The sequence below is a fragment of the Alkalicoccobacillus gibsonii genome, assembly GCF_016798245.1.
In the GTDB taxonomy this organism is placed as follows: domain Bacteria; phylum Bacillota; class Bacilli; order Bacillales; family Bacillaceae_D; genus Alkalicoccobacillus; species Alkalicoccobacillus gibsonii.
The window spans coordinates 195,014-208,562 of sequence record NZ_JAEUZA010000004.1; the positions used below are offsets into that span (position 1 = coordinate 195,014).

Annotated in this window: 14 protein-coding genes; 13 read left to right on the forward strand and 1 reads right to left on the reverse strand. The window is 41.1% G+C overall.

Annotated features, from left to right (window positions below; genetic code table 11):
• Positions 1 to 35 precede the first annotated feature (35 nt).
• Both sdhA and sdhB read left to right on the forward strand, forming a co-directional pair.
• Positions 36 to 1,805, forward strand: a complete 1,770-nt coding sequence (gene sdhA, locus JNO66_RS16020; RefSeq protein ID WP_203089759.1) for a succinate dehydrogenase flavoprotein subunit — start codon at positions 36 to 38, stop codon at positions 1,803 to 1,805.
• The gene (sdhB, locus tag JNO66_RS16025; RefSeq protein WP_203089762.1) at positions 1,802 to 2,551 is read left to right on the forward strand and encodes a succinate dehydrogenase iron-sulfur subunit; all 750 of its coding nucleotides are present in this window, start codon (positions 1,802 to 1,804) and stop codon (positions 2,549 to 2,551) included. The genes sdhA and sdhB overlap by 4 nt, the downstream gene beginning before the upstream one ends.
• A 53-nt stretch (positions 2,552 to 2,604) precedes the next feature.
• Here the strand turns inward: sdhB and JNO66_RS16030 are convergent, their stop codons facing one another.
• Positions 2,605 to 2,829 (reverse strand): helix-turn-helix domain-containing protein, encoded by a 225-nt coding sequence (locus JNO66_RS16030; RefSeq protein WP_143846335.1) that lies wholly within the window; start codon positions 2,827 to 2,829, stop codon positions 2,605 to 2,607.
• A 260-nt stretch (positions 2,830 to 3,089) separates the two neighbouring features.
• On the opposite strand from JNO66_RS16030, the gene JNO66_RS16035 reads away from it, so the two are divergent.
• The 11 genes from JNO66_RS16035 to JNO66_RS16085 all read left to right on the forward strand — a co-directional run bounded on the left by JNO66_RS16035 (position 3,090) and on the right by JNO66_RS16085 (position 13,275).
• Positions 3,090 to 4,319, forward strand: coding sequence for an efflux RND transporter periplasmic adaptor subunit (locus JNO66_RS16035; RefSeq protein ID WP_203089764.1), 1,230 nt, complete (start codon positions 3,090 to 3,092; stop codon positions 4,317 to 4,319).
• Entirely contained in the window at positions 4,312 to 5,001 is a 690-nt protein-coding gene (locus tag JNO66_RS16040) for an ABC transporter ATP-binding protein (protein WP_203089766.1), read from the forward strand. Before JNO66_RS16035 ends, JNO66_RS16040 begins: the two co-directional genes overlap by 8 nt.
• Positions 4,994 to 6,217, forward strand: coding sequence for an ABC transporter permease (locus JNO66_RS16045; RefSeq protein ID WP_203089768.1), 1,224 nt, complete (start codon positions 4,994 to 4,996; stop codon positions 6,215 to 6,217). The genes JNO66_RS16040 and JNO66_RS16045 overlap by 8 nt, the downstream gene beginning before the upstream one ends.
• 388 nt (positions 6,218 to 6,605) lie before the next feature.
• The gene (locus tag JNO66_RS16050) at positions 6,606 to 6,869 is read left to right on the forward strand and encodes a phosphocarrier protein HPr (RefSeq protein ID WP_203089770.1); all 264 of its coding nucleotides are present in this window, start codon (positions 6,606 to 6,608) and stop codon (positions 6,867 to 6,869) included.
• A gap of 3 nt (positions 6,870 to 6,872) precedes the next feature.
• On the forward strand, positions 6,873 to 8,594 hold the full coding sequence (gene ptsP / locus JNO66_RS16055) for a phosphoenolpyruvate--protein phosphotransferase (RefSeq protein WP_203089772.1): 1,722 nt from the start codon (positions 6,873 to 6,875) through the stop codon (positions 8,592 to 8,594).
• A gap of 155 nt (positions 8,595 to 8,749) precedes the next feature.
• Complete coding sequence (locus JNO66_RS16060) at positions 8,750 to 9,199, forward strand: MarR family winged helix-turn-helix transcriptional regulator (protein WP_203089774.1); 450 nt, start codon at positions 8,750 to 8,752, stop codon at positions 9,197 to 9,199.
• A gap of 37 nt (positions 9,200 to 9,236) precedes the next feature.
• Positions 9,237 to 10,037, forward strand: coding sequence for a glutamate racemase (gene racE / locus JNO66_RS16065; RefSeq protein ID WP_203089777.1), 801 nt, complete (start codon positions 9,237 to 9,239; stop codon positions 10,035 to 10,037).
• A 143-nt stretch (positions 10,038 to 10,180) separates the two neighbouring features.
• On the forward strand, positions 10,181 to 11,275 hold the full coding sequence (locus JNO66_RS16070; RefSeq protein WP_203089779.1) for a GerMN domain-containing protein: 1,095 nt from the start codon (positions 10,181 to 10,183) through the stop codon (positions 11,273 to 11,275).
• A gap of 116 nt (positions 11,276 to 11,391) precedes the next feature.
• Positions 11,392 to 12,162: a ribonuclease PH gene (gene rph, locus JNO66_RS16075; protein WP_203089781.1), complete on the forward strand. Its 771-nt coding sequence runs from the start codon at positions 11,392 to 11,394 to the stop codon at positions 12,160 to 12,162.
• Entirely contained in the window at positions 12,152 to 12,751 is a 600-nt protein-coding gene (locus JNO66_RS16080; RefSeq protein ID WP_203089782.1) for an XTP/dITP diphosphatase, read from the forward strand. Before rph ends, JNO66_RS16080 begins: the two co-directional genes overlap by 11 nt.
• A 14-nt stretch (positions 12,752 to 12,765) precedes the next feature.
• On the forward strand, positions 12,766 to 13,275 hold the full coding sequence (locus tag JNO66_RS16085) for a metallophosphoesterase family protein (protein ID WP_203089784.1): 510 nt from the start codon (positions 12,766 to 12,768) through the stop codon (positions 13,273 to 13,275).
• Positions 13,276 to 13,549 lie beyond the last annotated feature (274 nt).

Sequence of the window (13,549 nt, forward strand, 5' to 3'; positions counted from 1 at the left end):
TTGTTTCGAGCGTATATTGAAGGAGTGAGTCAAGTATGAGCAAAGGCAAAATCGTTGTTGTTGGTGGTGGCTTAGCAGGCTTGATGGCCACAATTAAAGCAGCAGAAAAAGGCGTACCTGTAGATTTATTTTCCATTGTACCTGTAAAACGTTCACACTCTGTCTGTGCGCAGGGCGGTATTAATGGAGCTGTTAATACAAAAGGGGAAGGAGATTCTCCTTGGGAACACTTTGATGACTCTATTTATGGTGGAGATTTCTTAGCGAACCAACCGCCCGTTAAAGCGATGACAGAAGCAGCACCTGGAATCATCCACCTTCTTGACCGTATGGGCGTTATGTTTAACCGTACACCAGAAGGATTGCTTGATTTCCGTCGTTTCGGAGGAACTCAGCATCATCGTACAGCATTCGCAGGAGCCACTACTGGTCAGCAGCTTTTATATGCGTTGGACGAGCAGGTTCGTAGACATGAAACGAGTGGTCTCGTTACAAAGTACGAAGGCTGGGAATTCCTATCTGCAATCGTTGATGAAGAAGGCACATGTCGTGGAATTACAGCTCAGGAATTAAGCTCTTCACAGATTGAGAGTTTTCCTGCAGACGCTGTCATTATGGCAACTGGTGGTCCTGGAATTATCTTCGGTAAATCAACAAACTCGGTTATTAACACAGGGTTTGCAGCAGCTAAGCTTTACAAGCAAGGTGTTGACTATGCAAACGGTGAGTTTATTCAAATTCACCCGACAGCGATTCCAGGAGATGATAAGCTTCGCTTGATGAGTGAATCAGCTCGTGGTGAAGGTGGCCGTGTGTGGACATATAAAGATGGTAAGCCATGGTACTTCCTTGAAGAAAAATATCCGGCTTATGGAAACCTTGTTCCTCGTGATATTGCAACACGTGAGATCTTCTCGGTATGTGTGGACGATAAGCTAGGAATTAATGGTGAGAACATGGTTTACCTTGACCTTTCTCATAAAGATCCTAAAGAGCTTGATATCAAGCTTGGTGGAATCATGGAAATCTATGAAAAGTTCATGGGTGATGATCCAAGAAAAGTACCAATGAAAATCTTCCCTGCGGTTCACTATTCTATGGGTGGTATGTGGATCGATTATGACCAAATGACGAATATTCCTGGATTGTTTGCAGCGGGAGAATGTGATTACTCTCAGCATGGTGCAAACAGACTTGGTGCGAACTCGCTTCTATCTGCTATTTACGGAGGAATTGTTGCTGGTCCTAAGGCAGTTGAATATATCAATGGTCTTGAGAAATCAACAGATGCAATGTCTTCTTCGTTATTTAGTGAAGAAGTTCGTAAAGAGCAAGCAGCTTACGATAAGATTCTTACGCTTGATGGAAAAGAAAATGCGTATGTGCTTCATAAAGAGCTTGGAGAATGGATGACTGATAACGTAACCGTTGTTCGTTACAATGATGCGTTACTTAAAACAGACGAGAAAATCCAAGAGCTTATGGAACGCTTTAACAATATTAATATCAACGATACAGCGAAATGGAGCAACCAAGGAGCAGCATTTACAAGACAGCTTGGTTCGATGCTAGATCTCGCTCGAGTCATTACACTTGGAGCTTACAACCGTAATGAAAGCCGTGGAGCTCATTACAAGCCTGATTTCCCTGAACGTAATGATGAAGAGTTCTTGAAAACAACAAGAGCAAGCTATAACGCTGAGAAAAATGCACCTGACTTTGTTTATGAAGATGTAGATACGTCGCTCATTAAACCTCGTAAGCGTGATTACTCTCAGAAAAAACAAGGAGTGGCTAAATCATGAGTGAAAAACTAATTCATTTTAAAGTAACTCGCCAGGATGAGCCAAATGGAGATAGCTATGTAGAAGAATTTCATATTCCTTATCGTGCGAATATGAACGTTATTTCGGCTCTCATGGAGTTTAGAAGAAACCCAGTGAATGCGAAAGGTGAACAAACAACACCGATTGCTTGGGACATGAACTGTCTTGAGGAAGTATGTGGAGCTTGTTCAATGGTTATCAATGGTAAGCCTCGTCAATCATGTACAGCTTTAATTGATAAACTAGAACAGCCAATCCATCTTGAACCAATGAAAACCTTCCCGGTTGTCCGTGATTTAATGGTTGACCGTAGCAGAATGTTTGATTCATTGAAGAAAGTCAAAGCATGGATCCCGATTGATGGAACGTATGATTTAGGTCCAGGTCCAAGAATGGCTGAATCAAAACGTCAATGGGCATATGAATTATCTAAATGTATGACTTGTGGTGTTTGCTTAGAATCATGTCCAAACGTAAATAGTAAAACAGAGTTTATTGGACCAGCTGCTCTTTCACAAGTTCGTCTATTTAATGCTCATCCAACCGGTGAAATGAACAAAGCCGAACGCTTGAATGCACTTATGGGTGAAGGCGGTTTGATGAACTGCGGTAACTCACAAAACTGTGTTCAATCTTGTCCTAAAGGAATTCCTTTAACTACTTCCATTGCGGCCCTAAACCGCTCAACTGCCTTACAATCATTCAAAAACTTCTTTGGTGGTTGATTACAATGAAAAGACTGAAGTCAATGACTCCAGTCTTTTTTTTCGTGCAAGCATTATATTGTTAATTCACCTAATCTAATGAGTTCGATGACCGCTTGAGAGCGCCCCTTTACTCCAAGCTTTTGCATTGTATTAGAAATGTGATTTCGAACAGTTTTTTCACTGATGAATAGGTCTTGAGCAATATCCTTCGTCGTCTTATCTTGAACGAGTAGTTCGAATACCTCACGTTCCCTTTTTGTAAGTAAAGGTTTAGGTCCGAATTCTGCTCCTTTCAATGAGTTCACTCCTTCATGCTCGGGCTAGAGCTACCGGTATTCCGGTAAGGGTTAAGTCATGACAGTATATGAAAAAGGAAAACGATTGGTGCGACACTTTCTGCAAGCATTTTCAGAAAGAATTATGGGGATTTGTGTGTAATTTTATAAACTTTATAAAAATATTAGATTTATTTTACTGTTTTGATATTGCCTAATCTTGGATTCTCACTGATAATAAAACAAATGGAATAATTTTGAACATTTAAGGGGCGAAAGAATTGGGCAAACGAGCTTTGATTGTATCAGGTATTGTCTTAGCAAGTGTACTGGTTGTTGGAGGTACAGGATTTGGTGTTTGGCATTTTACAAATGCGAATGCAGCGAATGCAGAATATGGTGAAGGCGAAATTTTTCCAATGAGAGTTGGAGATTTAGGGATGGGTATGGAAGCCTATCCAATGCAAGCATTCACTGGAAAGATTGAAGCAGAAAAGCAAGAAAAAGTTTTTATGAATCCGGAACTTGGAAAAATTAAAGAAACGTTTGTACAAGAAGGGGACGAGATTCAAGAAGGAGATCCACTTTTTGAATATGAGCCTGTTGAAGTAGAGGATACAAGCCTGGAGATTGAGCAAACACAAATGGAACTGGAAATGGCCTATCTTCAAATCAATCAAACTCAAAAAAAGATTGATAAGTTAACCAAGTCAATCAAGAATGCTGAAAAAGAAGAAAAGGAAATGCTTCAGGAAGAACTTGATCAGGCAAACTATGATCTAAAAGTGATCAACCTAGAAACGGGTCAAACTCAAAAACGTTTAGATGCGCTTAAGAAAACAAGTGAAACAAACGCCAATGTCGTTGTTAGTAAAACAACTGGAATTGTTCAATCGATTAATGCAGATATTGCTGATGGAGCACAAAACGAAGCAGCCAATGCACCGTTTATTCAAATTATAACTAATGGGGATTACTTAATTAAAAGTCAAATTAATGAACTACTAATCGGTACACTAGAAGAAGGATCGGAAGTATTAGTAACGGCAAAAAATGGACAAGAAGGCGAATGGGTTGGAACGGTCACTGAAATCGGAAAACTGCCTGTTTCAAGTGAAGAAGACAGCTATGGTGGCTACTATGAAGAAAGTAATCCACAAACGTCCAAGTATCCGTTCACCGTTGTTTTACCCGAACATGAAGGTCTTGAAATTGGCTATCATGTTAATGTTGAACCAATGATGGGTGATTTCGAAGAAGAGGAAACGGATCAAATTGTTTTAGATTCATTTATTATTTTTGAAGAAGATGGACTTTCTTATGTATGGAAAGTTAGTGAAGAAATGACATGGATGAAGCAAGAGGTTGAAGTTGGCGAAACGAATGAAGAAATGTACACTACAGAAATTATTAGTGGTCTGACAGTTGATGATTACGTCGCTTACCCTGATCCAGCTCCAACTGAAGGAGACGAGGCTGTCTTGTTTGATGAGGAAATGTTCTATGATTAAGCTATCAAAAATCTTTAAGTCTTATAAACTAGGAAAAGACTCTGTTCCAATTTTAAAAGATATTAACTTAACGATTGAAAAAGGTGAGTTTGTAGCCATTATGGGACCATCGGGCTCGGGTAAATCTACGCTTATGAACATCCTTGGGTGCTTAGACAAGCCGACATCTGGTGAGTACAACTTAAACGAAGTGAATATGCTAGCCGGGAAAGATAATTATTTAGCAGAGATTCGAAACCGTTCGATCGGTTTTGTTTTTCAGACATTCCATTTAATGCCACGTCTCACTGCGCAGCAAAATGTTGAGATGCCATTAATTTATAGTGGGGTAAAGAAAAAAGTCCGCCGTGAAAAAGCACTCGATGTGTTGGCCAAAGTCGGATTGTCTGAACGTGCAAGCTTCAAACCTTCAAGTCTTTCCGGTGGACAGAAACAGCGTGTAGCCATTGCGCGTGCACTTGTTAACGAGCCTTCGTTTATTTTAGCGGATGAACCGACTGGAGCACTCGATACAAAAACGAGTGAACAAATTCTTGATCTTTTTACAGAATTGAATAATGAAGGTATTACGATTGTTATGATTACACACGACAAGGAAGTAGCAGATAAAGCCGATCGCACCATCTTTATACGAGATGGGCAGTTGTTTGTAGAAGAGAAAGGAGAGCCTGTTCATGCTTGAGAATATTAAGCTGTCCTTTCAGTCCATTTTTGCTCATAAGATGCGTTCGATTCTGACGATGCTTGGTGTCATCATTGGAATTGCAGCAATCATCGCAATTGTTTCAATGATTCAAGGGCAAAGTGAAATGTTAAAAAGCAGCATCATCGGGATGGGGAACAACACGATCCAAGTGACGTATGAGGATGCGATGATGGGTGGAGAAGAAGATTATTGGGGTGGTGACACCTATATCTCAGCGCCACCTGTCTCCGATGAAACATTAGAAATGATCACATCTGACCCACTTGTGGATACGATCGCCTTGTTTCATAGATCAGGAGTGCAGGCTTATCATCAAATGAATATGTCTTATCCTGAATCAATTGCTGTTGATTCCACGTACTTTGATCTGTTTCCTGTCGATATTCATGAGGGGAGAATGCTCTCAGAAGATGAGCTTAACTCATCCTCTCAACTGGTGATGATTAACGAAGACACTCGAACGGAACTGTTTGAGGGCGCGGAAGCAGTTGGCAAATCAATTGATATTAATGGAATGCCGTTTCGTGTCGTGGGAGTTTTCTCAGACCGAAAAACAGACAGTGATTATTATTACGGAGATTGGTCTGAACCTAAAATTTATCTTTCCAAAGGAATTTGGCCAGTTGTAGAAGGGTATGATGCTCCAACGCAAATTTTGGTTAAAGCGGTTGGACCAGATGCGATCGAAGAGGCAGGTCAATTAACAGCAGGAATGTTAAATGCGGATTTATCAGGAATGGAAACAGCTCAATACCGTATCCCTGATCTTCAAGCCATTACAGCTGACCTCGAAGCTGCAAACCAAGCGTTTGCGTTCCTACTTGGTGGAATTGCGAGTATTTCTTTGTTAGTTGGTGGCATTGGTGTAATGAACATTATGCTTGTTTCTGTCACTGAACGTACAAGAGAAATTGGGATTAAAAAAGCTCTCGGAGCAAAGCGTTACATGATCCTCCTTCAGTTTTTAACGGAGGCCATCGTGCTAACAAGTGTTGGTGGAGCTATTGGTGTGTTACTTGGAATAGGTGGAGCAAAGATTATCTCTAATATCATGGAGATGCCATTCTATATCTCAATCTCAGCCATTGTTGGCGCACTTGTTTTCTCTATGCTGGTAGGAATCATTTTTGGATTATTACCATCAATCAAAGCTTCTAAGCTTCAACCGGTGGATGCATTAAAATACGAATAGGTTTCACTTAACCCATTCCTAAGAAATAATTCAAAGGAATGGGTTTTCACGTATGTTCTTAAAAAAAGGCTGTACACTAAGGACTAAAGATTGATAATTAAATTTTGTGTATGATATACTATTCATGATCTACTGCTACACGTGGCTTCTGTTTTATTTAAATGAATCCTTCTCCTGCAGAAGAGAAGCGAAATACATGTACTTAGGTTATGAATGGGGTATAACTTTTTTTGATCAGACATAAAAGTCTGTTCTATTTTACGGTAATATGCTATTCTTTTTTTTGAACAAAAATAGGTGCTTCATCTGACATTCTGCATATAGTAGCTGAAAGTCTAGAAAGAACCTGCAATCTCAAATTATTTTTAAGAAAAGAGGCTGATTCATTATGGCAGAAAAAACGTATAAGATTACAGCAGAAACAGGAATTCACGCACGTCCAGCAACTCAACTTGTAAACAAAGCTGGTCAATTCTCTTCTGATATCACACTTGATTATAAAGGTAAGTCTGTAAATCTTAAATCCATCATGGGCGTTATGTCTCTTGGTGTAGGCCAAGGCGCAGAAGTAACAATTAAAGCTGAAGGATCTGATGCAGACGAAGCACTTGCTGCAATCGAAGAAATCATCAAAAACGAGTTAGGGGAATAATACATGCCACAAGTAATTTCTGGCATCGCAGCTTCCCATGGCATTGCTATTGCAAAGGCCTATGTGCATGAAGAGCCTGATTTCACAATCAGCTCTTCAGAAGCATCTAATCCGAGTGCTGAGATTGAGCGCTTTGAAAACGCTCTAAGCGTGTCAAAGGAAGAGCTGTCTGCCATTAAAGATAAAACTGAACAAAACCTCGGAGCAGATAAGGCTGAAATTTTTGCTGCCCATCTGTTGGTTCTAAGTGACCCTGAGCTTATTGATTCAGTTAAGGATAAGATTACGAATGAGAAACGTAACGCCGAATTTGCTCTAAATGAAGTAGCAGATCAATTTATTACGATCTTCGAAAATATGGATAATGAATACATGAAAGAACGTGCATCAGATATTCGCGACGTTTCTAGACGAGTGATTGGTCATCTTCTTGGAATTGAAGCTGGATCACTTGCTACAATTAGCGAAGAAACGATTGTTATTGCTGAAGATCTTACTCCTTCAGATACTGCTCAGTTAAACCCGCTATTTATTAAAGGGTTTGCAACAGATATCGGTGGTCGGACCTCGCATTCTGCAATCATGTCTCGTTCACTGGAAATTCCTGCGGTTGTTGGTACAAAGGAAGCCACGAAAACCATTCAAACCGGCGACATCGTAATTGTGGACGGAATTGATGGCGAGGTTGTGATTAACCCATCTGAAGACGTGTTAGCTTCGTTTGAACAAAAGAAAGCTGATTTCATTAAGCAAAAAGAAGAATGGGCTAAGCTTGTAAATGATCAAACAACTACATCAGATGGTGAGCACGTTGAGCTTGCTGCAAACATTGGTACACCTAAAGATCTAGATGGTGTTATTGCTAATGGAGCAGAAGGTATTGGTTTGTACCGTACTGAGTTTCTTTATATGGGTCGAGACAATCTTCCTTCTGAGGAAGAGCAATTCGAAGCGTATAAAGAAGTCGTGGAGCGTATGGAAGGGAAACCAGTAGTTATCCGTACTTTAGATATCGGTGGCGATAAAGAACTTCCATATTTAGATCTTCCAAAAGAAATGAACCCGTTCCTTGGATTCCGTGCGATTAGACTATGTCTAGAGCAACAGGATCTGTTCCGCGTTCAGCTTCGTGCACTTCTTCGTGCAAGTGCGTTTGGAAATCTTAAGATCATGTTCCCAATGATTGCTGTTCTTGAAGAATTACGCCAAGCGAAAGCTTTGCTTAATGAAGAAAAGGACAAGCTTATTGCAGAAGGAATTGACGTTTCTGATTCAATTGAGGTTGGTATTATGGTAGAGATTCCATCTACTGCAGTAGCAGCTCCTCAATTTGCGAAGGAAGTGGATTTCTTTAGTATCGGAACGAATGATTTAATTCAATATACATTCGCAGCTGACCGCATGAATGAACAGGTTTCATACTTGTATCAGCCTTACCATCCTGCGATTCTTCGTTTAGTTGAGATGGTTATTAAAGCCGCTCATAAAGAAGGAAAATGGGTAGGAATGTGTGGAGAAATGGCTGGAGATGAAGTAGCCATTCCACTTCTTCTAGGCTTAGGCTTAGATGAATTTAGCATGAGTGCTACATCGATTCTTCCTGCTAGAAGTCAACTTCTAAAGCTATCTAAAAAAGAATTAGCTGAGTTTGCACAGAAAGCTCTTGAGCTTGATACAGCAGACGAAGTGGCAAAGCTTGTTCGTGAGAATTATATTTCTGAGTAACAGGTTGATAAAACGGACTCCTTTTAGGTGTCCGTTTTATTTGTTTTAAGATCATGGACATTTCAAGTCATTTGTTCACAAGCACTTGAATTCCTATAGGAAAAAAGAGAAAATAAACTAAAGATAAAAGATGGAATGTATAGGAGGTGCGATGAATGACCCATGAGCAAATTGAAGATATTGAACGTTCCTTACGCAGGGTAGCAGACATGGTTAAACAAAAAGGTCGAGTCATTCTTTCACAGTTCCCGATCACTCCCCCCCAATTTGTAGCGCTTCAATGGCTAAAAGAAAAAGGGGATATGACCATTGGTGAGCTCTCTACCAGTATGTACTTAGCTTTCAGCACAACAACTGATCTGATTGATCGGATGGAAAAAAGTGAACTGGTTGCTCGAGTAAAAGATGCAAATGATCGTAGAGTCGTTCGAATTCACCTTCTTGAAAAGGGGAAAACGATTATACACGAGGTGATTGTTAAGCGTCAGGACTATCTGGAGGATATTCTAGCTGATTTCTCCCAGGAACAGGTGGATACGCTTGAGAAGAGCCTGAACTTACTCCAGGATCACATGAAAACAGTTAAAAATAAGAAATCAACCTAAAATGGTTTAGATATAGAAAGAAATTGAGGGAAACATCGTGGATAGACCGATTGGTGTCATTGATTCAGGACTTGGTGGATTAACGGTTGCAAAAGAACTCATGCGACAGTTACCTAAGGAAGAAATTGTGTATGTAGGAGATTCAAAGCGTTGTCCGTACGGTCCCCGTCCTAAGGAAGAAGTGCGTACATATACGTGGCAAATGATACGTTACTTACAAACAAAAAACATAAAGATGCTTGTAATTGCTTGTAACACGGCAGCGGCAGTCGTTTTAGAGGAAGTAAAGAAAACACTTAATATTCCTGTAGTAGGAGTGATCTACCCTGGTGCTTCAAGCGCACTTAAAGCGACTGTAAAGGAGCATGTCGCAGTCATCGGGACGACTGGGACGATTAAGAGTGGTGCCTATTCAAAAGCTCTGACATCCATTAATAGCTCGGTTCAAGTAGAGAGTCTAGCTTGTCCGCCTTTTGTTCCACTTGTTGAACAAGGTATTTTTGGAGGGGAAGAAGCCATTCAAATTGTTGCTGACACATTAGCTCCTTTAACGGGTAAAGGGTTTGATACGCTCATCTTAGGCTGCACTCATTACCCGCTTCTCGCACCACTTATTAAAAGGTGGGCTGGCTCTTCCATTACCTTAATCTCATCAGGTGAAGAGACAGCGAGAGAAGTCAGTGGCCTTCTGTTCCATGGCGACACTGCTTATACTGGAGAGAGAATACCAGCACACACGTTTTATACAACAGGGGAAGAAGCGCTTTTTAAACGATTGGCTAACCAGTGGTTAGAAATAGACGTAGGTAAGGTTGAAACGATTGTAATTGATCAATAAAAGATGCACGTGTTAACGAAGGTCCAATTTGGGTCTTCGTTTTTTTTTTGCCTTAAAAACAGTTTGTCTAAACTTTGCTGGTCTAAATTGAGGATAGGCTCGTATACATGAAAGTACAAACTATCTAGGGAGGGAAACAAATCATGCGAAAGTACTTAAGAACGGGTGCACCACTTATCTTAGCAGCTACACTTGTGACAACCGGGTGTTCAATAGGTTCAAAAGATGTTTCAACGAAAATGGATGAACCACAGGTTAACTACGTGGAAGATACGGACGAAATTGAACTAGATGAGGCAGGAACGGTTGATGAGGTAAGTGATGAAAACTCTCAAGAAGAAGACAACGAGCAAGCAACAGAGTCGGCAGAAACCGTACAGAGGGAATTGTACTTATTGGATGCAAATGGCCTGGTTGTTCCACAAACGTTAACGTTGCCAAAACAAGAGGGAGTGCTGAAGCAATCACTTGAATATTTAGTTGCTGACGGACCAGTTGCTGAGCTACTGCCTAGCGGCTTCCAAGCCGTTCTCCCAGCTGGAACAAGTGTGACCGTGAATTTAAACGAAGAGGACAAAACAGCCGTTGCTGACTTTTCGACAGAATTTGAGGAGTATGAGCCAGCTAAAGAACAACAGATTCTACAAGCAATCACGTGGACGCTCACTCAGTTCGATTCAGTTGATAAAGTGCAAATACGTATTAATGGGTATGACCAAGAAGTCATGCCACATAATAAAACGCCAATCGGGGACGGAGTAAGCCGTTCAGATGGAATTAACCTTGAATCAAATCAAGTGGTTGATCTGGTGAATAGTGAAGAGGTTGTCCTATATTTCATGGGGCATCAGGGAGATTCGCGGTATTATGTTCCTGTCACAAGAAGGGTTGAAGCAGGAGAGGACGCACTCACAACAGCTGTAAATGAGTTAATTGATGGACCGTCTATTGGAACACCACTCGTTTCAGGTATTCAATCAAAAGCGAATCTGTTAGCTGATCCTGAGGTAAAAGACGGTACACTAACGCTAGATTTTAATGAGCATATTTTAGAAAGTAGTGAGAATATGGCTGTTTCGCAAGACGTTTTAAATATGTTGGTTCTCACATTAACCGAACAAAACGGCGTTGATAAAGTGTCCATTGAAGTAAATGGAGAAGCCTCTGTATTAAATCAAGAAGGCGAGCCAGCTGAACCTGTTTCAAGACCAAAGCAAGTTAATGATCACAGTCTATAAAAAATGTTTGCTTTAACCTTTGCGTTTTTTTGGGGAGACTTTATAATAGATAGAGGTAGAGAAGGAGCGGATAGCCCTTCTCTTTTCATTTTTTAATTAGAAAAGGATCGATTCATATGGTACGAATAGATGGTAGACAAACAAATGACTTACGAAATGTAACACTGGACATGCATTTTACAAAACACCCAGAAGGCTCTGTGCTTATTTCAATGGGGGATACGAAGGTGATTTGTAATGCAAGCCTTGAAGACAGAGTTCCTCCATTTCTAAGAGGGAAAGGCAAGGGCTGGATTACAGCAGAGTATGCAATGCTTCCGAGAGCAACGGCAGAACGAACCATTCGTGAGTCCTCTAAAGGAAAAGTAACAGGCCGAACAATGGAAATTCAACGTCTGATTGGTCGCGCATTGCGAACGGTCGTTGACTTAAATAAAATGGGTGAGAAAACCATTTGGATTGACTGTGATGTCATTCAAGCAGATGGAGGCACACGAACAGCAGCCATCACTGGGGCCTTTGTTGCGATGTGTTTAGCCTTTGAAAAAGCGATGCGTGAAGAGCGGATGACCGAGTGGCCGGTGACTGACTTTTTGGCAGCGATCTCAGTCGGAATAGATGAGACCAAACAGGTCCTTTTAGACCTTTGTTATGCGGAGGATTCTACAGCTGATGTGGATATGAACGTTGTCATGACTGGAAGCGGAGCACTTGTTGAAGTTCAAGGTACTGGCGAAGAAGCCGTATTTTCAAGAGCTGAACTGAATGCAATGCTGGATGTAGCTGAAAAGGGAATTCAAGAGCTCGTTAATCTGCAAAAAGAAAAGCTTGGCCAAACGAGTGACCGTATCCAGGATACAAAAGGAGTGGGAGCAGATGGCAACTGAATTAATCATTGCAACAACAAATAAAGGAAAGATCAACGAGTTTAAGCAGCTGCTTGAAGGGGAAGGAACGATTGTAAAATCGTTGCTTGATTACCCAACCATTTCAGATATCCCTGAAACAGGCGTGACCTTTCATGAAAATGCAGCGATCAAAGCAGAAACACTTTGTAGGCTGTTGAATCGAACGGTCATTGCCGATGATTCAGGCTTAGAAATAGATGCAATAAACGGGGAGCCTGGTGTGTATTCTGCAAGATATGCAGGAGAGCAAAAGGACGATCAGGCAAATATCGATAAGGTGCTTCATGAATTACAAGACGTTCCCGAAGGTCAACGAACGGCACGGTTTGTATGTGTCATGGCTGTTGCTCAGCCAGACGAGGAAACGATTTTCTTTAAGGGACAATTTGAAGGAGCGATTGCGACAAGTCGCCAAGGAGAGAATGGCTTTGGATACGATCCGATCTTTTACGTTCCATCACTCGGAAAGACGGCGGCAGAGCTAACATCCGATGAAAAAAATGAACGTAGCCACAGAGGAAAAGCGATACAGGAGCTGCTTAAATACAAAAATTTATTTGACTTGTAAGGGAGTGGTCACACATGAAAGCTTTGATCATAAGTGATAGTCACGGTTGGACAAATGAACTTAAACAACTTCTTGACCGGAAACGACAAGATGTAGATAAGATCTTTCATTGCGGAGATTCGGAGCTTGAGCCAGACAAAGGACCACTTGCTGGAGTGATAGGTGTAAAAGGGAACTGCGATATGGGTCAGCCTTTTCCGGAAGAGTGGATGGAAGAAACAGAATATGGGCGAATGTACTTCACACACGGACACTTGTTTCAAGTAAAAAGTCATCTAAATACGCTTGTGCTCCGAGCAGAAGAAGTAGGAGCTAAAGTTGCCTGCTTCGGCCATACTCACGTAGCTACATGCTTCGAGGAGAAAGGAATTGTTTTTATCAACCCTGGCAGCATTCGCTTACCATCAGGAAGAAGAGACCAAACCTACTGCATCTGTGAATTAACAGAACAAGAAATTAAAGTCACTTACTACACGTACGACGATCAAGAAATGCCAGAGCTTGGTGGGACGTTTAAGCGGTAGTTGGAGAATGAAGAAGGTAGGTAAGAAGTATTAATTTTAGAGTATCGGAATAGCTTTACTCTAACTAGCGTAAGGAGAACCCGAGACTCCTACGGAACAGAACGCGGTGAAGACACTGTAGCGGCGCTTTTCCGCGAAAGGGGCTGAGGCCGTTCTTGTGGGTGCGAGGGTTCTCCTGGAGCGGAAATCTACCTCAAACCCTTCTTCCCTCCACTTTTCGAAATTAAATACTGTTTAATTTCGATGATCTGTTGACATCCATCTTAAAATACGG

Coding starts and splice junctions, on each gene's coding strand:
- sdhA (WP_203089759.1), top strand. CDS start 36: ATGAGCAAAGGCAAAATCGTTGTTGTTGGTGGTGGCTTAGCAGGCTTG.
- sdhB (WP_203089762.1), top strand. CDS start 1,802: ATGAGTGAAAAACTAATTCATTTTAAAGTAACTCGCCAGGATGAGCCA.
- JNO66_RS16040 (WP_203089766.1), top strand. CDS start 4,312: ATGATTAAGCTATCAAAAATCTTTAAGTCTTATAAACTAGGAAAAGAC.
- JNO66_RS16045 (WP_203089768.1), top strand. CDS start 4,994: ATGCTTGAGAATATTAAGCTGTCCTTTCAGTCCATTTTTGCTCATAAG.
- JNO66_RS16050 (WP_203089770.1), top strand. CDS start 6,606: ATGGCAGAAAAAACGTATAAGATTACAGCAGAAACAGGAATTCACGCA.
- ptsP (WP_203089772.1), top strand. CDS start 6,873: ATGCCACAAGTAATTTCTGGCATCGCAGCTTCCCATGGCATTGCTATT.
- JNO66_RS16060 (WP_203089774.1), top strand. CDS start 8,750: ATGACCCATGAGCAAATTGAAGATATTGAACGTTCCTTACGCAGGGTA.
- JNO66_RS16070 (WP_203089779.1), top strand. CDS start 10,181: ATGCGAAAGTACTTAAGAACGGGTGCACCACTTATCTTAGCAGCTACA.
- rph (WP_203089781.1), top strand. CDS start 11,392: ATGGTACGAATAGATGGTAGACAAACAAATGACTTACGAAATGTAACA.
- JNO66_RS16080 (WP_203089782.1), top strand. CDS start 12,152: ATGGCAACTGAATTAATCATTGCAACAACAAATAAAGGAAAGATCAAC.
- JNO66_RS16085 (WP_203089784.1), top strand. CDS start 12,766: ATGAAAGCTTTGATCATAAGTGATAGTCACGGTTGGACAAATGAACTT.